The organism is Mesorhizobium sp. L103C131B0 (genome assembly GCF_000502275.1).
GTDB lineage: Bacteria > Pseudomonadota > Alphaproteobacteria > Rhizobiales > Rhizobiaceae > Mesorhizobium.
On sequence record NZ_AYXC01000006.1, the window covers coordinates 149,841 to 172,764 of the forward strand.

21 protein-coding genes are annotated in these 22,924 nt (G+C 61.7%); 10 read left to right on the top strand and 11 right to left on the bottom strand.

Translation table 11 applies throughout. The features are described from left to right. Nucleotides 1-2 precede the first annotated feature (2 nt). The 3 genes from X730_RS150610 to X730_RS150600 form a co-directional block, all read right to left on the bottom strand. Complete coding sequence (locus tag X730_RS150610; RefSeq protein WP_023704645.1) at nucleotides 3-644, bottom strand: hypothetical protein; 642 nt, start codon at nucleotides 642-644, stop codon at nucleotides 3-5. Between the two features lie 449 nt (nucleotides 645-1,093). After that, nucleotides 1,094-2,074, bottom strand: a complete 981-nt coding sequence (gene ftsZ / locus X730_RS150605) for a cell division protein FtsZ (protein ID WP_023702103.1) — start codon at nucleotides 2,072-2,074, stop codon at nucleotides 1,094-1,096. 318 nt (nucleotides 2,075-2,392) lie between these two features. After that, entirely contained in the window at nucleotides 2,393-3,262 is an 870-nt protein-coding gene (locus X730_RS150600) for a LysR family transcriptional regulator (protein WP_023668092.1), read from the bottom strand. A gap of 235 nt (nucleotides 3,263-3,497) precedes the next feature. Here X730_RS150600 and X730_RS150595 point away from each other — a divergent pair, with 235 nt between their 5' ends. Next, nucleotides 3,498-3,653 (top strand): DUF1127 domain-containing protein, encoded by a 156-nt coding sequence (locus tag X730_RS150595; protein WP_023681184.1) that lies wholly within the window; start codon nucleotides 3,498-3,500, stop codon nucleotides 3,651-3,653. Nucleotides 3,654-3,794: 141 nt separating this feature from the next. Continuing rightward, nucleotides 3,795-4,931, top strand: coding sequence for a DUF930 domain-containing protein (locus tag X730_RS150590; RefSeq protein ID WP_023826408.1), 1,137 nt, complete (start codon nucleotides 3,795-3,797; stop codon nucleotides 4,929-4,931). 83 nt (nucleotides 4,932-5,014) lie between these two features. On the opposite strand, the gene X730_RS150585 is transcribed toward X730_RS150590, so the two are convergent. The 6 genes from X730_RS150585 to X730_RS150560 form a co-directional block, all read right to left on the bottom strand. After that, the gene (locus X730_RS150585) at nucleotides 5,015-5,758 is read right to left on the bottom strand and encodes a ribonuclease activity regulator RraA (RefSeq protein ID WP_023826409.1); all 744 of its coding nucleotides are present in this window, start codon (nucleotides 5,756-5,758) and stop codon (nucleotides 5,015-5,017) included. 23 nt (nucleotides 5,759-5,781) lie between these two features. Further along, nucleotides 5,782-6,945, bottom strand: coding sequence for a mandelate racemase/muconate lactonizing enzyme family protein (locus tag X730_RS150580; protein WP_023826410.1), 1,164 nt, complete (start codon nucleotides 6,943-6,945; stop codon nucleotides 5,782-5,784). A 31-nt stretch (nucleotides 6,946-6,976) separates the two neighbouring features. Continuing rightward, complete coding sequence (locus X730_RS150575; protein WP_023733178.1) at nucleotides 6,977-8,074, bottom strand: ABC transporter ATP-binding protein; 1,098 nt, start codon at nucleotides 8,072-8,074, stop codon at nucleotides 6,977-6,979. Nucleotides 8,075-8,198: 124 nt separating this feature from the next. After that, the gene (locus X730_RS150570) at nucleotides 8,199-9,089 is read right to left on the bottom strand and encodes a carbohydrate ABC transporter permease (RefSeq protein WP_023691377.1); all 891 of its coding nucleotides are present in this window, start codon (nucleotides 9,087-9,089) and stop codon (nucleotides 8,199-8,201) included. Continuing rightward, nucleotides 9,086-10,045, bottom strand: coding sequence for a sugar ABC transporter permease (locus X730_RS150565; RefSeq protein ID WP_023681191.1), 960 nt, complete (start codon nucleotides 10,043-10,045; stop codon nucleotides 9,086-9,088). Before X730_RS150565 ends, X730_RS150570 begins: the two co-directional genes overlap by 4 nt. Before the next feature lie 81 nt (nucleotides 10,046-10,126). Then, nucleotides 10,127-11,605: a sugar ABC transporter substrate-binding protein gene (locus X730_RS150560; RefSeq protein WP_023712166.1), complete on the bottom strand. Its 1,479-nt coding sequence runs from the start codon at nucleotides 11,603-11,605 to the stop codon at nucleotides 10,127-10,129. 205 nt (nucleotides 11,606-11,810) lie between these two features. Between X730_RS150560 and X730_RS150555 the strand changes: the two genes are divergently transcribed. Genes X730_RS150555 through X730_RS150535 form a run of 5 tightly spaced genes read left to right on the top strand, consistent with a single transcriptional unit; the run spans nucleotide 11,811 to nucleotide 16,742 of the window. Next, nucleotides 11,811-12,521 (top strand): GntR family transcriptional regulator, encoded by a 711-nt coding sequence (locus X730_RS150555; protein WP_031196980.1) that lies wholly within the window; start codon nucleotides 11,811-11,813, stop codon nucleotides 12,519-12,521. Nucleotides 12,522-12,575: 54 nt separating this feature from the next. Continuing rightward, nucleotides 12,576-13,742 carry a mandelate racemase/muconate lactonizing enzyme family protein gene (locus tag X730_RS150550; RefSeq protein ID WP_023826414.1) on the top strand — a complete coding sequence of 389 codons (1,167 nt, stop codon included), beginning with the start codon at nucleotides 12,576-12,578 and terminating at the stop codon, nucleotides 13,740-13,742. A 56-nt stretch (nucleotides 13,743-13,798) separates the two neighbouring features. After that, nucleotides 13,799-15,157: a mandelate racemase/muconate lactonizing enzyme family protein gene (locus X730_RS150545; RefSeq protein WP_023826415.1), complete on the top strand. Its 1,359-nt coding sequence runs from the start codon at nucleotides 13,799-13,801 to the stop codon at nucleotides 15,155-15,157. A 47-nt stretch (nucleotides 15,158-15,204) separates the two neighbouring features. Then, nucleotides 15,205-15,531, top strand: coding sequence for an NIPSNAP family protein (locus X730_RS150540; RefSeq protein WP_023702115.1), 327 nt, complete (start codon nucleotides 15,205-15,207; stop codon nucleotides 15,529-15,531). Between the two features lie 8 nt (nucleotides 15,532-15,539). Then, entirely contained in the window at nucleotides 15,540-16,742 is a 1,203-nt protein-coding gene (locus X730_RS150535) for a mandelate racemase/muconate lactonizing enzyme family protein (RefSeq protein WP_023826416.1), read from the top strand. A 74-nt stretch (nucleotides 16,743-16,816) separates the two neighbouring features. Here the strand turns inward: X730_RS150535 and X730_RS01000000164470 are convergent, their stop codons facing one another. Continuing rightward, on the bottom strand, nucleotides 16,817-17,455 hold the full coding sequence (locus X730_RS01000000164470; RefSeq protein ID WP_023826417.1) for a MarR family winged helix-turn-helix transcriptional regulator: 639 nt from the start codon (nucleotides 17,453-17,455) through the stop codon (nucleotides 16,817-16,819). 117 nt (nucleotides 17,456-17,572) lie between these two features. Here X730_RS01000000164470 and X730_RS150530 point away from each other — a divergent pair, with 117 nt between their 5' ends. Then, on the top strand, nucleotides 17,573-19,102 hold the full coding sequence (locus X730_RS150530) for an MDR family MFS transporter (protein WP_023826418.1): 1,530 nt from the start codon (nucleotides 17,573-17,575) through the stop codon (nucleotides 19,100-19,102). A 68-nt stretch (nucleotides 19,103-19,170) separates the two neighbouring features. Beyond that, nucleotides 19,171-20,007, top strand: a complete 837-nt coding sequence (locus tag X730_RS150525) for an amidohydrolase (protein ID WP_023826419.1) — start codon at nucleotides 19,171-19,173, stop codon at nucleotides 20,005-20,007. Between the two features lie 49 nt (nucleotides 20,008-20,056). Here the strand turns inward: X730_RS150525 and X730_RS150520 are convergent, their stop codons facing one another. Further along, nucleotides 20,057-20,842 carry a glucose 1-dehydrogenase gene (locus X730_RS150520; protein WP_023691366.1) on the bottom strand — a complete coding sequence of 262 codons (786 nt, stop codon included), beginning with the start codon at nucleotides 20,840-20,842 and terminating at the stop codon, nucleotides 20,057-20,059. Nucleotides 20,843-20,924: 82 nt separating this feature from the next. Here X730_RS150520 and uxuA point away from each other — a divergent pair, with 82 nt between their 5' ends. Next, nucleotides 20,925-22,109, top strand: a complete 1,185-nt coding sequence (gene uxuA / locus X730_RS150515) for a mannonate dehydratase (protein WP_023826420.1) — start codon at nucleotides 20,925-20,927, stop codon at nucleotides 22,107-22,109. Nucleotides 22,110-22,924 lie beyond the last annotated feature (815 nt).

The following is a 22,924-nucleotide window of genomic DNA, read 5'->3' on the forward strand; positions in this document are numbered from 1 at the left end:
GCTCAAAGCACGCTCTTTTCAGAGCCATAGGGTTTGGCAATGCGGACCATGCCTTTCGTCCGAAGGCGCTGGTATAAATAGAAAATCGTCATCAAGCCGATTGCTGCTCCAGCACCAAGACACAGCGCGAGCAATAGTTCTGCACCGACACCAAACGCAAGCAGAGTAACGCCCGCCGCAGCGACGATGGCATTTATGAATGCGATCATAGTAGCTGCAGTGGTCAGGTACGCCAGGAGAGGCCCAGTACGAAGAGAAGGTTCGGCGTCATTTTCGGGCCAGCGACCGAATTCCTTGGAAAACTGGAAGGCAGCCTCGTCGCCCAAAGTTCGATAGTAGGCTCTGATCCGGGCAATGCCGATATGGGCCTGCATGTTCTCAGCGGCGATGTCGACCAACCTCAAGACGGTAAAGGCACCCAGTAAAAAGACCGATGGCAGCACAACCGCGACAAACGGCAGGAAGAACTCGGAGGACTGCGTAACAAAGCCCGTTGCCACCAGAGCGCTCGACAGAGCCATAATGTAGATGGTCGTCCGCGACGCCATTTCACTTATGGACGTGCTGATCGCTGTCTGCTGCACGAAATGCTCTGTCGTCAGGGCCGCGAGAAACGAAGCATCGGGTGTCGGCGTGTCAGCCATGGAGTATGCTCCTGTCGGGTCGACCTGAGTTTTTCTTCGATATAGCGCTTGCGAGGCTGGCCGCCACTGGACGCTCCCGACGTCTGACCCATGCCGGTTTTATTGTGCCATATCCAGCGAGCCCGCATCACCGATCAGAAAGGGCCGATCATGTGGTCAGCAGACGCTGGCCATATCGCAGGCGAAATGTCTGCCGCGGTCAATCTGTATGGCCTCCTGTTGGGGATCCGGGTCGAAGCGCATTCGCGGCGCGGTTGCAGTTGGGAGCGGTTCCGCGGCGGCGCTGATGCGAGTTCGCGCATTCGTGGCAGCGGCCTCGAAACAAATTCGGTCTCTAGGCCGGCAACGCGAATTCACCGGCAAGTTCAATGGTGCGGGCTTGCGGGCCGACTTTTCGGTGGCGAAGCCCATGACCACGGTCCACCATAAATCAGCAGCCCGGATCCTGCCTACTGCGGTATCTCCAGGCCCTGCCGCAATCCTGTCGCGACGACTGAGACCCTGAATTTTCCGGCGAGTGCCCGGTCGAATATGGCGCCGACGATGATGTCGGCGTCGGCGTCGACCTCCTCGCGGATGCGGGTGGCGGCCTCATCGACTTCGAACAGCGTCATGTCCATGCCGCCCGAGATCGAGACCAGGACGCCCTTGGCGCCGATCATCGAGGCTTCGTCGAGAAGCGGGTTTGCTATCGCCGCTTCGGCGGCCTTCCTGGCGCGGTCCTCGCCCGTGGCTTCCCCGGTACCCATCATTGCGCGACCCATGTCGCGCATCACCGACTTCACGTCGGCGAAGTCGAGATTGATCAGCCCCTCCTTGACGATGAGATCGGTTATGCAGCCGACGCCGGAATAAAGGACGCGATCAGCCATGGCGAAGGCGTCCGCGAAAGTCGTCTTTGCGTCGGCGATCCTGAAGAGGTTCTGGTTCGGAATAACGATCACGGTATCGGCGCATTCGCGAAGCTGCTCGATGCCCTCTTCGGCGGCTTGCATGCGGCGCTTCCCTTCGAAGGTGAACGGCTTGGTGACGACGGCCACGGTCAGGATGCCGGCTGCCCGTGCAGCGTTCGCTATGACGGGCGCGGCACCGGTTCCAGTTCCGCCTCCCATGCCGGCGGTCACGAAGCACATATGGGTTCCCGCAAGGTGGTCCCTGATCTCGTCGATCGATTCCTCGGCTGCCGCGCGGCCGACCGCGGGCAGCGACCCGGCGCCCAGGCCTTCCGTGACATGGGCACCCAGCTGGATCAGCCGCGATGCTTTCGACATGGTCAGTGCCTGGGCATCGGTGTTGGCGACGATGAACTCCGCACCCTGCAGATTTTCGGCAATCATGTTGTTGACCGCGTTGCCGCCGCCACCGCCCACACCAATGACGGTTATCTTCGGCCGCATTTCCGAGATGACGGGCCTTGCCGCGGTGCTCATCGTCTTGTCTCCTTGGAATTGATCGACAAAAAAGTTCCCGGAACGCGCCGCTTGAACACGCCAGGTGCAAGAATCAGGTTCTATCGCCTTGGCACAGGGAATCAGAGGGTGAACTTTGCGGCAAGACAAGATGTGGGACTTGTACCATATACGCCTGAACGAGCCGACCTTTTGGACGAGTCTCCAGCCAATTTCCGGAATTGGCCCGGCTTCTGGCCAGCGAAAATCCACAATCCGGGATCCAACCCCTTCAAGCTTCACGCGCCCGCCTCACGCGCCAGAACCTTGAGAATCTGGCGGCCGATCGACGCCTGACGCTTAGCGGATCGGCATCTTGCCGCGAAACAACGGCTGATGGGCCCGCATCAGAGCGGCAATCCGGTCGGCAATCTTTCGTACCGGCGGGGAGTGGCGTTCCTCATGGTGGGTGACGATCCACTGGTCGGTTTCGAGTTCTGGGATAGGATGAGCGACGCGAACCAGCCGCGGATCGCTGTCACCGACGAAGCACGGAAAGATCGAAAGGCCGGCGCCTGCGGCCACCAATTCGCGCACTGAATGGGTGTTGTTGCCGCGCACGGCGATGCGATCGCCGTGATGGGCTTGCAGCCAGCGCGCCGAGGCAATGTTTGCCCCTTCGCCGGTGACGCCGACGAACAACCCGGCGGCGATGCCGTTGATCAGGTGGCGTCCGGAATAGATGGCATACGCGACCTTGCCGCTCTGACGGCCGGCCAGCCACTGTTCGGTCGGGCGCTCGCTGCGGATGCCGATATCGGCGGCGCGGCGACCGATGTCGACCCGGTCGGTGGTGGTGACGAGTTCCACCCTGATGCCGTCATCGACGGTCCAGATTTCGCCGATATGGGTGGAAACGAAGGCCGAGGTCCATGGCCCGGCCGAGACGCGGACAATGCGGTCGGGCAGGTTTCCCTCGCGCCAGCGGGTTAGCGACTGCATTGCTGCTTCGACGTCTTCGGCGCGCCGCAGCAGTTCTTCACCGACCGGGGTTAGTCGGTAGCCGGTCTGCTGACGTACGAACAGCGCTTCGCCGATCTGCTTTTCGAGCGCGGTGACGCGTCGTCCGAGTGTGGCTGCGCTGAGGCGCGTGGTTGCCGTCGCCGCGCTCAGCCCACCCAGCCGCGCAACGTCGAGAAACAACCTCAGATCGTCCCAGCCAATATCCATTTTGCAGAAATGAAAAACTCCTTGCGACCGTGGCTGTAGCGCGAAGCGGCCATCACGCGCAAGTATATAGGCATTGGAAGCGCTTGATAATTCTGCCCTGGCGGGAAAATGACAGGCACCTCGGTTGGCCAGGCAGTCAGCGCAATCCGTTCGATCGTGCATACGCTTGGCGCGATTGCTTTGCGTTTTCGACCAATCCAAGAGCGTGGGTATCCCGCTCGCCAAGGAGACGATCATGTTGCATGAACTTCGACACCGTTTCGCCCGCTGGCTTGCCTATCGCCAGACGCTTGCGAGCTTGAGGCGGCTTCCAGACAGCATATTGGCGGATGCGGGCCTTTCTCGCGAAGAGCTCCGCGAGCGTGCCCGCGACGCCAGCCTGCGTCGCTGAGATTGGAGGCGGGCATGCAGAGAATGGAGCCGGCGGCGAGAAGCAATCATGCGTCGTCTCCTCACTGCTGAGCTGCGGCTGAATGCGCCAATACGGTTGCCACGCTTGATGCCGCCGCAGTTTCGCTCCACATCGTGAGGGATGAAGACCGAGACATCCGAGCGGCGGCGGACTTTGCTGTGGGCCTTGCCCGCATCGCTGGTCCTGCATGCGCTCATCACCGCGTTCCTGGTCTATGGCCTGCCCGTTCCTGCCCAGCAGCCGCAGGAGGAGGAACCGGTCAATGTCGCACTCGTCCCGCCACCCGAACCGCCGAAGCCTGAGCCCCCGCCGCCTCCAAAGCCTGAAGCGCAAAAGCAACCGGAACCGAAAGTAGAAAAGCCTGTAGCGGAAAAGCCGCCGGCGCTCGAGGTGCTGAAACCTGTATTCCAGTTCGGCGACAAGGATACCGGCCCCAGGAAATCCCTGGATGGAGCCAGCGCGCAGGATAATTCGCCGACACCGGTCAAGGACAAGGATACGAAGCCGCCAGGTGAGCCGAAGGACGTCGAGAGCAAACCCGCCGCGTCGCCAGACTCCGGGGAGCCGGCGGGTACGACCAAGACCGAGGAGAAGCCGGCAACCGCAGCCTCCGAGCCGACCCAGGAGAAGCAGGCAACCGAGGACGCGAGCAAGCAGGGAGCAGACAAACGAGAGCCGCAAGATGCTGACAAGCAGGCAGCCGCGACGCCGTTGGCCACCCCCGGCGATGATGGTGAGATCGAGCTTCCTGCATCGGCCCAGGCGCCGAAGGCCAGGCCCGAAAACGCGCCGAAGCGCAGCCCTGCAAAGGTCTCGAAGCCTGGAGGCGGAGGCGCCAGGAAGCCTAGCTCCACGGAGGTGGCCTCAGCCGGGGCTTACTCGGGCCTTCCGGGCGTCCGCGAGCTCTTCTCGCACGGCGCTACCGGCAATGCATTCGGCACCACCGCGACCGACGGCATGTCTCGCGGTGAGCGCGTTGCCACACTTTGCGCCAACGTGTTGGCCGAGGAGCTGAAGGGCGCCGAGTTTTCTCCCGAGTGGCTACCAATGAGACCGCTGAAGTCGGGCAATATTGTTATAGATCCGGATGCGGCCTTTCGCGCAACGATCGGATGGTACCATGTGAGCTTCCGGTGTGAGGTCGACACCGACGCGACGCGAGTGTTGTCCTTCGACTCTCGTGTCGGGTCTGCCGCCTCGCCAGCCGAAAGCGCTCAGCTTGAACAGGAACTTCGCCGGCAGCATTCGGGGGGATAGCCTGCGCGTTATCATGCCCACGCGCTGGGCGACTGGTTTATGTAGCACCAAGGCGCTGTGATTGGGTGCCGCGTGGTTGCATCTCAATCCGCCGGGCGGTTGGCCTTGCGCCACTCCTCATATTCGCCGCGGGCATCGTCATGCAGCGGATAGTAGCGCTGCAGCGGTGCGCCCTGCATCAGCTTCTCTCGCGAGAACTCTTCCCAATCGTGATGCTTCTGGGATTCCTCGATCACCTTTGCGGCCATTGCGACGGGAAGCACAACCGCCCCGTCGTCGTCCGCCACTATGATGTCGCCGGGGATCACCGTGACACCGCCGCAGGCGATCGGAACGTTGACGGCGTTCGGATAGATGCTGGTTTGCACATGGTAGTTGGGCGTCCAGCCGCGCAGCCATAGGGGCAGATCGAGCTTCTCGACATTGGGCCGGTCGCGCATGCAGCCGTCGATGACGATGCCCCCGCCGCCTCTGCCCTTGAAATATGTCGACATCATATCGCCGAAGACGCCCGAGCTCATGTCGCCGCGCGCGTCGACGACGACCACATCGCCTTCCTGCGCGTGATAGAGCACGTGCCGGTGCAGTTGCGTTTCCGGGTCGGCGTATTCTCCCTCGCTGAAGAGGTCCGGCCGCTGCGGCAGGAACTGCAGCGTCAGCGCCGGCCCGACGATCGACTTCCCACGGTTCTGCGCCACCGGACCGACCATGTGGGGATTGCGGAAACCCATATGGCCAAGCGTGCCGGCAACCGTCGCGGCGCCGATTTCCCTCAGGGCGTCAATGAGGTCTTTGGGCGGCCGCGTGATGTCAGGGGTATGCGTCATTGTGGACTCCGGTTCAATTGGGACTACCAGTTCGTAACAGACCCGTCGCGGCGCCTGAGGTGAGGCGCTTCCCAGAAACGAAAAGCCTCCGCCCGGACCGCCGCTTCGTTGACCTCGACGCCGAGCCCCGGCAGGTCGCTGACCGGATAGTCGGCACCGTCGAGCCGTGGCTGCACGGGGAAGAAGTCGGAATTGTCGAAGCCCAGCTTCGTCTCGGGTTCCCTGGTCTCGAGCCACGCGAAGTTGGGTACGGCGGCGGCGAGATGCAGGGTCGCGGCCGTGCACACCGGACCAAGCGGATTGTGCGGCATCAGGTCGACATAGTGCGCCTCGCTCCAGCCGGCGACTTTCATCGCCTCGGTGAGCCCGCCGACATTGCAGACATCGAGACGGTTGAACTGATGGATGCCGCGCTCGATGTAGGGCAGGAACTGCCACTTGCTGGCAAATTCCTCGCCGATGGCAAAGGGAATGTCGGTCATCCTGCGCAGGGATTCGTAGGCTTCAGGTGTCTCGTCGCGGATCGGCTCCTCGAGAAAATCAAGCACGCCGCGGCCGAGCTTGTTGCAGAAGCTCGCCGCCTCTGCCACCGACAGCCGATGATGATAGTCGATGCCGAGAACGACGTCGTCGCCAAGCGCCTCGCGCGCCTTGTTCAGCATGCTCGCGGTAGCGCCGATCGACTCGCGGGGTTCGAAGATGTCCCTGCTGCTTTGCCCTGCGGGGAAGAAGCGGATCGCCTGCCACCCCCGTGCGCGCAGCTCCCGGGCTCGTTCGATGGCGACGTCGCCCTCGGCCTCGTCTCCGGTCGAGGCGAAGGTGGGGATGCAGTCGCGCTGCTTGCCGCCCAGCAGTTCGTAGACAGGCACCCCCAGCGCCTTGCCCTTGATGTCGTGCAGGGCGATGTCGATGGCGGAAATCGCCGCCTGCAGAACGCGCCCGCCCTCGAAGTACTGGCTGCGATATGCCTCCTGCCAGATCCGCCCGATCTGCATCGGGTCGCGGCCGATGAGAAACTCGCGATAATGCTCGACCGCGCCGGCAACGGCCTTTTCGCGCCCGCTCAAGCCGCTCTCGCCCCAGCCGAAGACGCCCTGGTCGGTCTCGATCTTGACGAGCATCTGATTACGCGTTCCAACCCATACAGGATAGGGTTTGATCGCGGTGATCTTAAGCTTTTCAGTCATCCCCAACGTTCCCAATGAACCCCGTCTTGTCTCAGCCGGCCTTGAGGGCCAGTTCAGTTTCGCCATCGAACAGATGCAGCCGCTCCTGGTCGAACTCGAGCCAGATCTGCTCGTCAGGTGCGACGACGATGTTGGGGGACACGCTGATGTTGACGATGGCGCCTGACAGCAACGCCTGCACGAAGGTGACATCTCCGGTCGGCTCCACTGTATAGGCCCTGGCCGGGACGCTGCCTGGCACCGCGCTCTTGTGGAGCCTGATGGTCGAGTGACGTGCGCCGAGCACGACTTTCCTCGACGTTGCCTTCGCAACCTTCCGGGCGTTGAGCGGCGAGAGCTCAAGGCTCCAGCCCTCCGCGCCGGTCAACGCAGTGTTGCCGTTTGCTGTCGATGCCTCCAGTGGAACAAGGCTCATCGCCGGGCTGCCGATGAAGCTGGCGACGAACATGTTCACCGGATGGGCAAAGACCTGCGCCGGAGAATCGTATTGCAACAGGTAGCCGCCGTTCATCACCGCCATCTTGTCGGCCATGGTCACGGCTTCGAGCTGGTCGTGCGTGACATAGATGATGGTCGCCTTGAGGTCCTGGTGGAAGCGCTTGATCTCCGAGCGCATCTGGACCCGCAGTTTGGCGTCGAGGTTGGAGAGCGGCTCGTCCATGAGGAAAACGGCAGGGTCGCGGACGAGGGCGCGCCCCAAGGCGACACGTTGCTGCTGCCCGCCTGAAAGTTCGCGCGGCTTGCGCTCGAGCAGGTGCGTCATGTCGAGCACGCGCGCCGCTTCCTTGACCTTCCTGTCGATCTCGTCCCTGGGCAGCTTGCGCATCTGCAGCGGGAACGCCAGGTTCTTGTAGACCGATTTCTGCGGGTAGAGCGCGTAGTTCTGGAACACCATCGCGATATCCCGGTCCTTGGGGTCGAGGTCGTTCACCACGCGGTCGCCGATGACGATGTCGCCCGATGTGACCGGGATCAATCCCGCGACAAGATTGAGCGTGGTTGTCTTGCCGCAGCCCGAAGGGCCGACGAGCGCAACGAACTCGCCGTCATTGACCGTCAGCGAAACGTCGTTGACAGCTTTGAAGCCGCCATAGGTCTTGACGAGATCTCTCAGGACCACGTGGGCCATCGGCAACTCCCTACGGCATGATGCCGAAAAGTGTGAAGCGGTTTTCGGACGACATCATGCTCTATCTCTTTGATTTAGAGGCGCCTTCAGATTTCAGGTCGAACAGACCTGAAATCATCCGGCTCTAGTGTTTGACCGCGCCTTCTGTAAGGGCGCGTACGAAGTATCGTTGCAGGAGGAGGAACAGCACCACGACGGGCACGCTCATCATGAAGCTGGCCGCCATCAGGCCCGGAAAGTCCGTCGTATTCTCCGAGAAGAAACGCTGTATGCCGACCGGCAGGGTCAACTGCTCGTTCTTGGAAAGGAAGGTGTAGGCATAGATGTACTCGTTCCAGGCGCCAATGAAGGAATAGATCGCGGTGGCGATGATACCGGGCGTCGACAGAGGCATCACGATCAGGATGAAGGCCTGGAACCGGGTCGCCCCATCGATCCGCGCCGCCTGCTCGAGCTGCACCGGAATGTTGTCGTAAAAGCCCTTGAGCAGCCAGATCGCCAGCGGCAGGCCGAAGGTGAGATAGGTGAGAATGAGCGAGCCATGCGTGTTCACCAGCCCGATCGCGCGCATCAGGATGAAGAGGGGCACGAGAAAGATCACCGCCGGGAACATGTTGCGCAAAAGCACGGTGAAGAACAGGAAGTTTCGTCCGGGGAAACGAAAGCGCGAAAACGCGTAGGCCGCAGGAACGGCCACGATCACCGAAAGGATTGTGGTGACCGTGGACACGTAGAGGCTGTTCCAGAAAAAACGCAGGAAGTCCTGGCCGACGCTGTTTTGCGGATCGAGCAGCTTTTGGTAGCTGGCCAGGGTAGGCTCTTCCGGCCACCATTGCGGCGGGAACTGCATCGCCGCGAACCCGGACTTGATCGATGTGATCAGCATCCAGATCATCGGCAACGCGGTGTAAAGCAGCATGAACACGAGGAAGACGCGCCCGGCCCAACGCCATCCGTCGATGCGCATGCGGCGCCGGGCCGGACCTCGAGGGGCTGTCTCGACGATCGTGCTCATGCGCTCCCCTCTTTGCGCTCGTTGCCGGCCAGCGCACGAACGTAGAAGTAGCCCAGCACCATCAGCATGAGGAACAGGAGTACCGAATAGGCCGATGCGACGCCCCATCGCTGCCGGCCGAAGGCGAGCTCATAAATGTGGGTGATCCAGATGTGCGAAGCGTTCGACGGCCCGCCACCGGTCATGATCCACGGGATGATGAAGGAATTGAAATTGGCCACTGCGAGCAGCAGGATCGTCACCGTCGAGACGTTGCGCAGATGCGGGAAGGTGACGTGCCAGAAACGCTGCCATGCATTGGCCCCGTCGACTTCCGCGGCGCGCAGCAACTGGTCGGGGACCGTCTGCAAACCGGCCATCATCATGATCATGGCAAACGGAAACTCGCGCCAGATATTGACGACGATCAAGGAGGGCAGCACCGTGCTGACGTTGTCGATGAAGTTCGGCGGCCGGTCGGCCAATCCGAGGCCGACCAGCACCGCGCCGATGATGCCGAAGTCCGAATGGTAGATCCACTTCCAGATATAGGAGGCGGCAACCGCGCTGATGACCCAGGGAATGATCAGGATAGCGCGCAGGACACCCCGGCCGATAAACTCGCGGTGGAGGGCCAGCGCAGCGGCAAATCCCAAGGCAAAGGCAACGAAGGTGGATGCGATCGTCCAGATCAGGGTGTTCAAGGTGACTTTCCAGAACACCTGACTGGTGAGGATGGCCGTGTAGTTGTCCAATCCGATGAAGGTCTTGTCGCGGAGCTGCAGGCCAGGCGGCGTTTTAAAGAACGACAGCTCGACCGTGTAGTAGATCGGATAGGCGATGACGATGAGCATCACGGCGATCGCTGGAAGCACGTAAGCGTAGTCGGCGCGATGCTCCCAGATATTCCGCAGCACGCCGGAGCTACCGGGTTGCAATCTTCGGCGAGCCTCGGCCTTGCCGGTCACGATCGTCACGATGGCGTGCCCTTATTGTTCGGAGCAAACCGGCTGCACGCACTATCGGCGCAGCCGGTCGGATCGCAGGTCAGGCCCGGACTAGAGTCCGTCCATCAGGTTTTTCACCTTCTCGGCCGCGTCGTCCGCTGCCTGGTCGACGGTCATCGCTCCGGTCAGGGCGTTCTGCAGCATGTCCGGGACGATGATATTCATGATCTCGGGGGATTGCGGCAGCGCCGGGAACGGAATGCCGTATGGCAACATCGAGGTGGTGACATCGAGGAACTTGATGTTGTCCAGACGTTCCTTCATCCATTTGGTCTTGAAGCCGTTGAGGTTGCCCGGGTTCGAGCCGGCATACGCCATCTTCAGCGACCATTCAGGGCTCGTCCACATGCAGATGATGGCCTTTGCGGCCGGCTCGTCCACCTTGCCGCCCTCGACATATTCGGGCTTCAGGATGTGAATGTTCGAGCCGCCAAACACGACAGCGCGCTTGCCGTCGGGGCCGGTCGGGATCAGGCCGTAGCGCATGTTGTCGATGACGGTCTGCGCCTTCTCCTTGTCGGCGCCCGTTGCCTTCTTCTGCAGGTCGAGCATGACGTTATAGTCGGACGGGTGCGAGACCATCATGCCGAGTTGGCCGGCGACGAACAGGGGCTGGTTATCGGCCTGCTGGTTGGTGAGCGCCGAAACCGGAACCGACTTGTCGCGAACATACATGTCGTAGGAGGCTTGCAACGCCGCCTTGCTTTGCGGGCTATTGAGTTCGACCTCCTTATAGGTCGGGTTCGCGGAGGCTTCGTCGAAGACACCGCCGCCATAGGCCCATAGTTGCGGCATGAAGCGGTACGGCGTGTTGCCGGCGTTCTTTCGCGCCACGAGGCCGTAGCCGGCAATGCCGAGCTTGTCATGGATCTGCTTGGAATATTTGACGACGTCGTCCCAGGTCGCCGGAGCCTTGTCCGGATCGAGGCCCGCACGCTTGAAGATGTCGGCGTTCCAGATGAACGCCATCGTCTCATTGTTGGTGGGAATGCCGTAGGTCACGCCATCCCAGGTTACCGCCTTCATGGCGCCGGGCCAGAAATCCTCCGTGGGATAGCCCACATCTTCCGGCTTGAGCGGCTGCAGATAACCCTTCGAGGCGAACTCGGTTCCACCCAGGATTTGCAGGCGGACCGCCATCGGCGCGGCATTGCCCAGCAGCGCCGTGCGGAACTTGTCGAGAAGGTCGTTGTAGGTGAGGGCCTGATCCTCGAGCTGGATGTTCGGATAGGTCTTGCGGAAGGTCTCGAAGAAATCCTTGTAGTACTGACGCAGCAGGTCGGGGTCGCCCTCGAACACGCCCTGATACCAGAACGTCAGTCGCCCCTTGTAGTCGAGCGGAGTGACCTTGCCGCAATCGGCGGCCGTGTCGAAATCCTGTGTGCCGGCGATGGAGCGCACATATTCCGGCGACCACTTGCTCAAATCGACTGGCGGCGAACCCAGCGCCGATCCCGACATGAGCGACGCCATCAAAGCAGTGGCGACAGTGCCGCGCAGGACGGCACCGCCGAGTGTAATCCTCGTCATAGTATCCTCCCAGATTCTCCCATGCCGCTGTGCGCCAAGGGGCTCGTTCGACCGTGCGGGATGCGTCCTTCTGCTCAATGTATCCCTTCGATCATCTGGTACGTTTTCAGATCGTGGATTGCCTGTCAACGCACCCGATCGTACATTGTTTGCAAAACCCGTGTATGATATCGAGCATGTGATGTACTAATCGGGGGAGCCGGCTTTGGCCGAAACAAGCGATTTCAAAGCAGAGCCACCCGTGGGGATTGATCCCATCGGGGCGTCCAGCGAGGGCGCCTCGCTTTATGAACTGATCCGGGAAGACATCATCGAGGGACGGCTCGCCGCCAACGAACGACTTGTGGTTACCGATCTCGCCCGGCGTCACGGCACCTCGACCAACCCCGTACGCGAGGCGCTGCAGCTGTTGCGAGGGGAGGGCTTCGTCACCTTTGTCGCCAACCGTGGCGCGCGCGTCCGGCCCATAGACCAGGATTTTGTCCGGGATATCTACGAGATCGGAGTCCTGATCGAGCCGGCCCTGACGCGATGGTTCGTGAACATGGCGACCGGCCAGGACATCGCCGAACTCGAACGCATCCAGGCTCTGATCGAAGAGAACAACTTCACCGACACATTGCGGCACAGTGAACTGGATACCGCCTTCCACACCGTAATGTACCAGCGCCACTACAACCGCCATGCCGCCGAGCTTTGGTGGAAGCATCGCGAAGTGCTGCGAGCCGTGAGCCGGCGTTTCAATTTCACGCTCGCGCGGCGGGCCGCCATCATGCGTGAACACCGCGAGCTCATCGCGCATATCAAAGCCGGAAATGCCGACGAGGCGGCCGAACTCATTGCCCGCCATGTCGAGGGTTCCGGCCGGCACGTTCTCGAACAGATGCGTGCGCGCAACGCCGCTCGGGCCGGATAGAACTTCCAGCCCAGAAAATCATTGGTCCGGCCATCAGACAGAGGTAGTTGAGAGATGAAAATCACGAGCGTTCGGCCGTGGCTGATCAAGTCCGATGCTTCCTATTGGGGGGAGTTCCTGTTCGTCGAGGTGACGACCGACGAAGGGGTGAGTGGCTGGGGGGAAATCACCACCACCACAAGGCTCGCCAACCGCGCGCTGTGCACGATCCTGCGGCAGATCGGTGTTGCCGTCAAAGGTGAGGATCCGGCGCGCATCGAGCATCTCTGGCACAAGATTTTCCGCAGCTTCACCTATATGGGCAGCCGCGGCGCCGCAGTCGAATGCGTGAGCGCTATCGACATAGCGCTCTGGGACATTCGCGGCAAAGTTCTAGGCAAGCCGATCTACGAGCTGCTGGGCGGACCGGTGCGCGATGAAATCGCGCTCTATACCCATCCCAACCAGGCCAAGTTTAACAGCAAGGAGGCTGTGGTCCGCGAAATTCGAGACATCGTCGAATCCGGACACACCGGGCTGAAGTTCGATCCTTTCCCCCACCAGGGCCGCATCGCCGATGGCTTGGCGCGCGAACAGCGGGACGGCTACCTCGATGGCGGCATGACCCGCAAGGACGAGCGCGAGGCTGCCGAACTAACGGCTTTGATCCGTGAAACGGCGGGGCCCGATGTCGACATTCTCATCGACGCGCATGGCCGCTTCGACGTCCCCACCGCCATTCGCCTCTGCCGAAGCCTCGAGGAAGCCGGCCAGATCGACTGGTTCGAGGAGCCTTGCCCGCCCGAGAGCCTCAATGCCCTGAAGCAAGTGCGCGAGAAGGTCAGCGCCCCTATCTCGTGGGGCGAGCGCGGCCACACCAAGTGGGATTTCGTGCCGGTGCTCGAGAACAGGCTTGCCGACTACATCATGCCGGACGTCACCTGGACCGGCGGCATTACCGAACTGAAGAAGATTTCCGCCCTGTGCGAAGCCTATTACATCCCGGTCTCGCCCCATGACGCCGCCGGACCGATCAACGTGGTTGCGGGAGCGCAGGTGATGATGACGGTTCCCAACTTCTACAAGCTCGAAACGTCCGAGTGGAACCTTGATAAATACAATCACCTCATCGACAGACCGCTCGACGTTTCGAACGGCAGCCTCAAGCTGACGTCGAAGCCGGGTCTGGGCGTCGAGATGAACCGCGACTACCTGCAGGCCCACGAGATAGAGCTTGGCTAGCAACGCTCATGCCGGCCGGGCGTGCGGGGCGCCACCAGTCAGAACGAGGATAAGCCATGGCAAAGACGGGTAGCGCCGGCGAGGCGCTCAATCGGGTAAATACGAACTCCAGGCCGAGCGACCTGCGCATCACCGACCTGCGCGTCGCCGAAATCGTCGGCGCACCGTTCACCTCGGCGCTGGTCAAGATCTACACCAACCAGGGCATTGTCGGCCTGGGCGAAGTGCGCGACGGCGCCAGCGCGACCTATGCGCTGATGCTCAAGAGCCGGTTGCTGGGCGAGAACCCTTGCGACGTCGACCGGCTGTTCCGCCGCATCAAGCAATTTGGCGGCCATGGACGGCAAGGTGGTGGTGTCTCGGCAGTCGAGATCGCGCTGTGGGATCTCGCTGGCAAGGCCTACGGCGTGCCGGTCTACCAGATGCTTGGCGGACGGTTCCGCGACAAGGTGCGGGTCTATTGCGACACCGACGCGGACAAGCCCAGCGGCACCGAGACCGGCAAGCGGCTCAAGGCGCGGATGGATCTTGGCTTCACCTTCCTCAAGATGGATCTCGGTCTGGCGCAGATCGCGCACATATCGGGCGCAGTGGTGGCGCCGGCCGGCGTGCTCGACGGTTTCCGCAGCCATGCCGCGCGCGGTCCGGCACGCACGCTGGACGAGCGCCGGGGGCGCAACGCCGCCTATGATGCGCAGAACGTGCCGCATCCCTTCACCAGCCTCCATTTCACCGAAAAGGGCCTCGACCTGCTCGATCAATATATTCACGAGGTCCGCGAGGTGATCGGCTACGAGGTCCCGCTCGCCATCGACCATGTCGGCCACATCTCGCTGCAGGACGGCATCCGTCTGGCCCGGCGGATCGAGAAGTATGCACCGGCCTGGCTCGAGGACGTGATCCCCTGGCAGTACACCGAGCAGTATCGGCAGTTGCAGCAGGCGACCTCCGTGCCGATCTGCACCGGTGAAGACATCTACCTCAAGGAAGCATTCCAGCCGCTGCTCAACGCCGGCATCTCGGTCATCCATCCGGATCTGCTGACCAGCGGCGGCATTCTCGAGACCAAGAAGATCGGCGACGCAGCGCAGGAGCATGGCGTCGCCATGGCCATTCACATGGCGGAAAGTCCGATCGCGGCAATGGCCGCCGCGCATGTCGCTGTAGCCACGGAAAACTTCATGGCGCTCGAATATCACAGCGTCGAAGTCGACTGGTGGGACGATATCGTCACCGGCCTGCCCAAGCCGCTGGTCAAGGACGGCTTCATCACCGTGCCCGACAAGCCTGGTCTGGGCATCGACGACATCGTCGACGAAATGATCAGCCAGCACCTGCAGCCCGGCGTCACCGGCATCTGGCAACCGACCGATCACTGGGACGACGAATACTCCTGGGACCGCACCTGGAGCTGACTCTACACTTCTCTCCTCGGAGGGAGAGGTGAACAGAAGGATGGACCATGATCTACGAACTTCGCATTTACGACTGCGTGCCGGGCCAGCTGCCGGCGCTGCTCAAGCGTTTCAACGACCATACCTTGGCGCTGTGGGACAAGCACGGCATCCGCCAAGCCGGGTTCTTCACCACGGTGGTCGGCGAAAGCAGCAATCGACTGACCTATTTCATCGCCTGGGAATCCCTTGCCGAGCGCGAAGTGAAATGGAAGGCCTTCACCACCGATCGGGCATGGCTCGAGGCCCGCGACGAGTCTGAGCGCGATGGCCCGATCCTGGCCAATATTTCCAGCCAGTTTCTCGCGCCAACCGCCTTCTCGTCGGTGAAATAGAGGACATCATGAAGATCACCGATCTCAGGTGCGCCGTCATCGGCAGGCACCCCATCGTGCGCATCGTCACCGACGAAGGCCTCCATGGCCTCGGCGAGGTCGAGTACACCAAGCCTTATCTGAAACCCTGGGTGCTGCATTTCCGCGACGCGCTGATCGGCGAGGATCCGACGGATGTGGAACGTTGCATGCTGAAGATCCGTCAGCGCGGTTCGTTCAAGCCCTATGGCGCCGCCGTCAGCGCCATCGAGCACGCTCTGTGGGACATCGCCGGCAAGGCCGCCGGCGTCCCGGTCTACAAGCTGCTTGGCGGCAAGGTGCGCGACAAGGTTCGGGTCTATAACGGTTCCATCCGCAAGAAGCGCACCGGCGACAGGCCGGAGGATTACGCGGCCGACGTCAAATGGATGATGGAGCGGCCGGAAAACTTCTTCATGGTCAAGCAAGGCATCAGCTTTCATTCCAACATGAAGACCAGCGTCCCCGACTTCCACTACGGCGTGCGTCAGCCGCCGACCTATCACGGCGCGATGGACCAGGGGCAGATCAGCGAGCGCGGCATGGCGCATATGATCGAATGCGTCATCGCCATGAAGGAGGTGCTCGGCGACACGGTCTCACTGGCGCTGGATTGCGGCCCCGGCTGGTTCCTGCCCGACGCCATCCGCTTCGCGCGGGCCGTCGAAAAATACAATCTGATGTGGCTGGAGGACATGTTGACCGGCGACTATGTGCCGTGGGTCAACCCGCAAGCCTACCGCGAACTCACCACATCGACGTCCACGCCCATCCACACCGGAGAGCAGATCTATCTGCGTCATAATTTCAAGGAACTGATCGAGACGCAGGCGGTTCGCGTCATCGGTCCGGATCCCGCCGACATCGGCGGCATCGCCGAGCTCAAATGGGTGGCCGAGCACGCCTACATGCACTCGATCATGATGGCGCCGCACGGCACGGCGAACGGTCTGCTGGGCCTCGGTGCGCTGATCAATGTCTGCGCCACGCTGCCGGCCAACTACATCGCCTTCGAATATCCCAGCGCCTCCGACCCCTGGTGGGAGGACATCGTCATCGGCCTGCCCAAGGGGCAGATCGTCAGGGACAGCATGGTGGATCTGCTCGAAGCCCCGGGACTCGGCCTCGACATCGACGCCAAGGCAGCGAAGAAATACCTGGCGGAAGAGGACGCCGGTTTCTTCGACCGATAACGATCCGACGCGACCTGAGCGTCAAGGGCTATCGAACGGCTCGCACACATGGGTGAGCGTCCACGCCGTGCCGCCTATTTCGTTTCGGGCAGCATCTCGTCCATCAACTGCTTGACGGCCTTGGCGGATCTTTTCATCCCGGCTTCGTCCATGGCCCAACCGGCGAAGCGTTCCAGCAAGGTGGCGAACCTTACTAGGTCCTGCTCATCCCACTGTGCCAGCGATCCGGCGAAAATCCGCCATTTGGTCTGGCGCACCGCCGCCACGAGGCGCTCACCCTTGGCGGTGAGTTTGAGGCAGATGCGGCGGGCATCGCGTTGCGATGCGACACGGCAGGCATAGCCGCGTTCGACGAGGTCGGCCGCGATGCGGCTGGCGCGCGACGGATCGATCTCGAGGCGCTCGGCGATGACGCCAACCGTCACCTCATCCTGCTGGGTAGCGCTGAAAAACGGATTGTTCGCGATGGCGCTGATCGCATCGAGATGGCTCACTTCCAGCGAAGGGTCTACGCGCGCCAGGATCATGCGGCCGAAGTCGCGGCGCTTGATCGAGCGGCGCACCTTGCTCATTACCGCATCGATGGCGGCCACGGCCTCGGCCGCCGGTTCGGACAGGCCGCTGCCGCGCGCCAGATCGGCGAGATCCCGGTCGCCGCGCGTCTGGAACAGGGCTGGAAATCGGTCCGGACTGCCGGATGCGTTGCTGCTCATCCCATAGCGCGTTAGCAAGAATATATGCTGATGTCAATTATATGCTACGCGCACATATCTGATTGACACCTCTTGGTTGTGGGGACATAAATCGCGCCCCAAGCTACGGAGACACCGATGACTGTCGAGCAGACGCTGCCGGACACAGCGCCCGTGGAGGCCCAAGTCAGGCCCGACCTTACGACCTTGATCGTCTATTTCGGCGCGCTGATCGCCATGTTCATGGCAACCATCGACATGCAGATCGTCGTCACCGCCTTGCCCACCATTGCCGGCGAACTCGGCAATCTGCATTTGTTCGGCTGGGTCGGTGCCGCCTACCTGCTCTCGACCGCCGCGGTCTCGCCATTCTACGGCAAGCTTGGCGACATGTATGGCCGCAAGAATGTCGTGCTGACGGCGATCGGCCTGTTCCTGCTGGGCTCGCTGGTCTGCGGCATGGCATGGTCGATGGAGAGCTTGATCGCCGCGCGCGTGCTGCAGGGTATCGGCGGGGGTGGGTTGATGGTTTCGGCCTTCGCCATGATCGGCGAACTGTTTTCGCCGCGCGACCGCGCCAAATATCAGGGCTACAGTTCGGCGGTGTTCGCGCTGTCGTCGGTGCTCGGCCCGCTGGCCGGCGGCTACATCACCAGCGTGTTCGGCTGGCGTTGGGTGTTCCTGGTCAATTTGCCGATAGGGATCATCGTGCTGGCGGTGCTGGCCTTCGCCATGCGCAGCCGGTTCAACGAAAAGCGGCACCGCATCGACTATCTCGGCGGCGTGCTGCTCGCCACCGGCACGACGGCGATCGTTTATTGGGGCTACCACGTGCTCGACCCCAGCGGACCGGACCTCATCACCTTCGCGCTGCCGCTGCTGGCACTAGTCGCCATCACCTTGTTCGTCATGGTCGAGCGGCGGGCCGAAGAGCCGATCGTGCCGTTGCGGCTGTTCGGCAATTCGACGGTCAGCATCGTCTCGGGCGTGTCGCTGGTCGCCGGAACGGTGACGCTGGGCATGTTCTTCTATTTCGCCCTCTACATGCAGACGCTGACGGGTCTCAGCCCGGCCGAAGTCGGCTTCCTGTTCCTGCCGGCGTCGCTGACATCGATGGTCATCTCGATCGTCGCCGGGCGGGTAATTGCCGCAACCGGACGCTACAAATGGATGCCGGTGGTCGCCATGGGTATTGGCGGGTTTCTGATGCTGGGCTTTGTCCTCACCAACCAGCACACGCCGATCTGGGTGCTGGCAACGATGATGGCTGTGTTCGGCATCAGCATGGGCCTGCAGTTCCAGGTGCTGATCGTGGCGATCCAGGCGGCAGCACCCCTGCAGGATATCGGCGCGGTGACGTCGCTGATCACCCAGGCGCGGACGCTCGGAGCATCGCTGGGTCTGGCGCTGAACGGCGCGGTGATGATCTGGGCGCTGAACCGGCAGACAGCCGAGCTTCCTGCAGACGCCGCCGCCCTGCTGCCGGGTGGCCTGAACGGGTTGACGCCGCACCTCGCATCGAGCCTGCCGGGCGCGATCCGCGAAGTGGTGCTCGACCATTACTCCAGTGGCTTCAACGTGATGTTCATCTGGGTGGCGGCGCTCTATTTCGTCGCCATGGGGCTGACGCTGCTGCTCGAGGACAAAGAGATCCCGAAGCGGGGCTGAGCCAGAGTATGTCCATGCGCTGGGTTTAGGCATTTGGCGATGATCTGAAATCACCGAGGAGGACAGCCATGATCATCGACACTCATCTGCACCTGATCGACCTGTCGGCGCTGCGCTATCCCTGGCTCAGCCGCGAGCCGGCGCTCAACCGCGATTTCCCGCACGCAGAATATGCGATCCAGGCCCGCCGCGCCGGCATCGAGGCCGCGCTGCATATGGAGGTCGACGTCGATGAAGCCGACATCCAGGCCGAGACCAGCCATGTGAAGGCGCAGTCGCTGGAAAAGGGCACGCTGTTGCGCGGGGCGATCGCCTCCTGCCGTCCGGAGGAGGCCGGCTTCGCCGCCTGTCTCGAGCGCCAGCAAGCCGATCCCTTCGTCAAGGGGTTCCGCCGCGTGCTGCATGTCATGCCGGACGAGCTTTCGGACAGCGCGCTGTTTCGCGAAAACATCAAGCGGCTTGCCGGCACAGGCCTGACCTTCGACTTCGTCGTCCTGCCGCATCAGATTCCAAGGGCGGTTGCGCTCGCCGATCTGGCGCCGGATGTGCAGTTCGTGCTCGACCATTGCGGCGTGCCCGACATCAAGGCCAGTGCGGAACATCCGTGGCGCGAGCATATGACCGAGATCGCGCGGCGTCCCAATGTCATCGGCAAGATCTCCGGCGTCGTCGCCTATGCCGATGCCGGCTCATGGACAGTCGAGACCTTGCGCCCCTATGTCGAGCACACGATCGGCTGCTTCGGCTGGGACCGCGTCGTGTGGGGCAGCGACTGGCCGGTGTGCACGCTTGGCGGTGGCCTTGCGACCTGGGTGGCGGCGACGCATGCGTTGATCGCTGGAGCAAGTCCTGAGGAGAGAACGAAACTGCTGTCGGGCAATGCCAAGCGGATGTGGAAGCTGTAGCGCGGTCGGACACCGATTGCCTGCAAGCGCGCAGAACGCCATGATAGCGCTACTTCACGCCAATACCTGCCGTCAGGCCGCCATCGATCCTGTAGTCCGCGCCGGTGCAGAAACCGGCCTTCGACGAGCACAGGAAGGCGATGAGTTCCGCCACTTCCTCCGGTTCGCCGATACGGCCGAGCGGATGCGCCGCGCCGAAGCGCTTGTAGGCCTCTTCGACATCGGCATCGCTGCCGCCGTCACCGCGCGCAGCCTTCTCCAGGATCGGCGTGCGGATCGAGCCCGGGCTGACCGAATTGACGCGGATGCCTGATGCCGCGTAGTCGAGCGCCAGCGAGCGCGTCAGCGTGTGGATGGCGCCCTTGGTCGTGGCATAGGCGGCGACGTTCTGCTGGCAGGCAAAGCCCTGCACCGAGGCGACGTTGACGATGGCGCCGCCTCCGCGCTTGATCATTTCCGGAATGCCGAAATGCGCGGTCAGGTAGATCGAGCCGACATTGACCGTCATCGTTCGGTTCCAGGTTTCCCAGTCGGTGGTCGTCGCCGTGCCATAGGGATGGACGGCGGCTGAATTGACGATGACATCCAGGCCGCCGAACTTCGCGACGCCAGCCGCGACCGCGTCGCGCACCTGATCGGAGACGGACACATCGGTGTCGATGACCAGCACCGCGGCACCAGCACTTTCTAGTTGCGCTTTCATCGCCGCGTTGGCGGCGCGGTCGATGCCGCAGGCGATGATTGCGGCGCCACCGGCCGCAAGGCGTGTGGCGGTTGCCAGGCCGATTCCGGTCGTCCCGGTCACCAGGGCGACCTTGCCGTCGAAATCCGTCATTTCTAAAAACTCCTCCATTTTCTATCGACTCCCATCGGGGTCCAACAATAAGTTGCCAACCTGTCGCAGAAGGAAAGCCGAAATGGAACAATGCTGGCGCTGGTATGGGCCCGATGATCCGGTGACGCTCGATCATGTCAAGCAGGCGGGCGCCACCGGCGTGGTCTCGGCGCTCCACCATATCTATGACGGCCGGGCGTGGCCTGAGGCCGAAGTGCTGGAGCGCAAGCGCATTATCCAGGAAGCAGGACTGACCTGGTCGGTCGTCGAGAGCATTCCGGTCCATAATTCCTTCAAGATCGGCGCGCAGGAACGCGAGCGCTATGCCGGCTATTACCGCGATTCGATCCGCGCGCTGGCCAGGGCCGGCATCGCCACGATCTGCTACAATTTCATGCCGGTGGTGGACTGGACCCGCACCGATCTAGCCTACCGTCTGCCGACGACAGGCTACGCCCTGCGTTTTGATGCCGTTCATTTCGCCGCCTACGATCTGTTCGTGCTGAAGCGCAAGAACGGTGCTGACAGCTATACGCCGGCGCGTATTGCGCAAGCGGAAGCGCGGCTGAAGGAATTGTCGCCAGAGAAGATGGACCAGATCGAGCGCAATCTGATCGCCGGCCTGCCGGCTACAGAGCGCAAGTATGACCGCGACAGTTTTCGCGAGGCGCTTGCGGACTATGACGGAATCGGGCCGAAGGAGTTGCGCGGCAACCTCGCGTGGTTCCTGCGCGAGATCATTCCGGTGGCGGAAGAGGAGGGGGTGCGCATGTGTATCCACCCCGACGATCCGCCGTTTTCGCTCTACGGCCTGCCGCGCGTCGTTTCGACCGCCGAGGATGCGCGTTTCATTCTCAATGCCGTCGACAGCCAGGCCAATGGGCTGACGTTCTGCACCGGGTCCTACGGCACGCGCGCCGACAACGACATCGTCGCCATGGTCAAGGAATTCGGCGACCGCATCCACTTCGCCCATCTGCGCAACATCACCATCGAGGATGACGGCTCGTTCTACGAGGCCGAGCATCTCGAAGGCGGCACCGACATGGCGCATGTCATCCTGGCGCTGATGCAGGAGGAGGCGCGCCGCCGCAAGGAGGGCCGAGCCGACTGGCAAATCCCGATGCGGCCGGACCATGGCCACCTGCTCGCCGACGATATCGGCAAGACAAGGATCAATCCCGGCTACTCGCTGATCGGCCGCCTGAAGGGTTTGGCCGAATTGCGCGGCATCATGCGGGCCGTGGAAACGTTTGGGCTGGCTTGAAGGGGCAACGAACTGCGTTCAATGCCGACGCCGGCTCAGCGTGCGTCGCTGTAGATAATGCGGCCGGCGCGGAATGTCGTCCGATGACAATCAGATACCACGCTCGATCACGATCGCCCGGTCGCGGTGAGGCTCGTGATACAGCCGGTTGCCCTCATGGATTTGCACGGCCCTTAGTACGGCGCGCGGCTCGCTGACGGACGAGGAACCTAGCCGTTCGCCCCACGACCTGGCGGCGTGCTATTGTGTAGTGAAGTTCCGTTGCCCCGAGGTGAGCTAGAGGGGTACTCGGAAATCAAGTATGAATCATGAATAATGCAGTATTGATTTACGTTCGTGCAAGCAAAGGAACTGTAGTGATGGATGGGCACGACGGTCGTCGGAATGCGTTAAAGAAACTATACGTTTTCTCGATGCTTTTGGTTTTATTCACTTCAACATTGGTTATTTACGGAATTGGCGGATGGGTGGTTGCGTTTGGCAGCAGTGACTTCCGAGAAAGCCATGGTAGGAGAGGTATTTTTTTGGTTTTGTTAGCATGCTGCATGTTTTATGGATATATAAAGTATGACGAACATGAAACAAAAATCAGAATAAAACGGGATGAGCGCAAAGCTCTTGTGGTGAGATTTAAGCAGATTGTTTTAATTATATTTGTGTCCTTGTTTTGTCCTTTTAATTGCCTAGAGATAATCTCACTATCGGAATGCGAACAATCATGGCGAAAGCCATGCACTTGAACACGGGACCACACAAGACACCTCCGATTGCCAGGTTGACAGAAAGCTGACAATGTATCATATCCGAAAAGCTGA

What these genes read in the sequence shown, in the direction of transcription:
- X730_RS150530 (WP_023826418.1), top strand. Translation starts at nt 17,573, where the DNA reads ATGACTGTCGAGCAGACGCTGCCGGACACAGCGCCCGTGGAGGCCCAA.
- X730_RS150545 (WP_023826415.1), top strand. Translation starts at nt 13,799, where the DNA reads ATGGCAAAGACGGGTAGCGCCGGCGAGGCGCTCAATCGGGTAAATACG.
- X730_RS150580 (WP_023826410.1), bottom strand. Translation starts at nt 6,945, where the DNA reads ATGACTGAAAAGCTTAAGATCACCGCGATCAAACCCTATCCTGTATGG.
- X730_RS150590 (WP_023826408.1), top strand. Translation starts at nt 3,795, where the DNA reads ATGAAGACCGAGACATCCGAGCGGCGGCGGACTTTGCTGTGGGCCTTG.
- X730_RS150550 (WP_023826414.1), top strand. Translation starts at nt 12,576, where the DNA reads ATGAAAATCACGAGCGTTCGGCCGTGGCTGATCAAGTCCGATGCTTCC.
- X730_RS150610 (WP_023704645.1), bottom strand. Translation starts at nt 644, where the DNA reads ATGGCTGACACGCCGACACCCGATGCTTCGTTTCTCGCGGCCCTGACG.
- X730_RS150585 (WP_023826409.1), bottom strand. Translation starts at nt 5,758, where the DNA reads ATGACGCATACCCCTGACATCACGCGGCCGCCCAAAGACCTCATTGAC.
- X730_RS150575 (WP_023733178.1), bottom strand. Translation starts at nt 8,074, where the DNA reads ATGGCCCACGTGGTCCTGAGAGATCTCGTCAAGACCTATGGCGGCTTC.
- X730_RS150595 (WP_023681184.1), top strand. Translation starts at nt 3,498, where the DNA reads ATGTTGCATGAACTTCGACACCGTTTCGCCCGCTGGCTTGCCTATCGC.
- X730_RS150535 (WP_023826416.1), top strand. Translation starts at nt 15,540, where the DNA reads ATGAAGATCACCGATCTCAGGTGCGCCGTCATCGGCAGGCACCCCATC.
- X730_RS01000000164470 (WP_023826417.1), bottom strand. Translation starts at nt 17,455, where the DNA reads ATGAGCAGCAACGCATCCGGCAGTCCGGACCGATTTCCAGCCCTGTTC.
- ftsZ (WP_023702103.1), bottom strand. Translation starts at nt 2,074, where the DNA reads ATGAGCACCGCGGCAAGGCCCGTCATCTCGGAAATGCGGCCGAAGATA.
- X730_RS150525 (WP_023826419.1), top strand. Translation starts at nt 19,171, where the DNA reads ATGATCATCGACACTCATCTGCACCTGATCGACCTGTCGGCGCTGCGC.
- uxuA (WP_023826420.1), top strand. Translation starts at nt 20,925, where the DNA reads ATGGAACAATGCTGGCGCTGGTATGGGCCCGATGATCCGGTGACGCTC.
- X730_RS150600 (WP_023668092.1), bottom strand. Translation starts at nt 3,262, where the DNA reads ATGGATATTGGCTGGGACGATCTGAGGTTGTTTCTCGACGTTGCGCGG.
- X730_RS150560 (WP_023712166.1), bottom strand. Translation starts at nt 11,605, where the DNA reads ATGACGAGGATTACACTCGGCGGTGCCGTCCTGCGCGGCACTGTCGCC.
- X730_RS150570 (WP_023691377.1), bottom strand. Translation starts at nt 9,089, where the DNA reads ATGAGCACGATCGTCGAGACAGCCCCTCGAGGTCCGGCCCGGCGCCGC.
- X730_RS150540 (WP_023702115.1), top strand. Translation starts at nt 15,205, where the DNA reads ATGATCTACGAACTTCGCATTTACGACTGCGTGCCGGGCCAGCTGCCG.
- X730_RS150520 (WP_023691366.1), bottom strand. Translation starts at nt 20,842, where the DNA reads ATGACGGATTTCGACGGCAAGGTCGCCCTGGTGACCGGGACGACCGGA.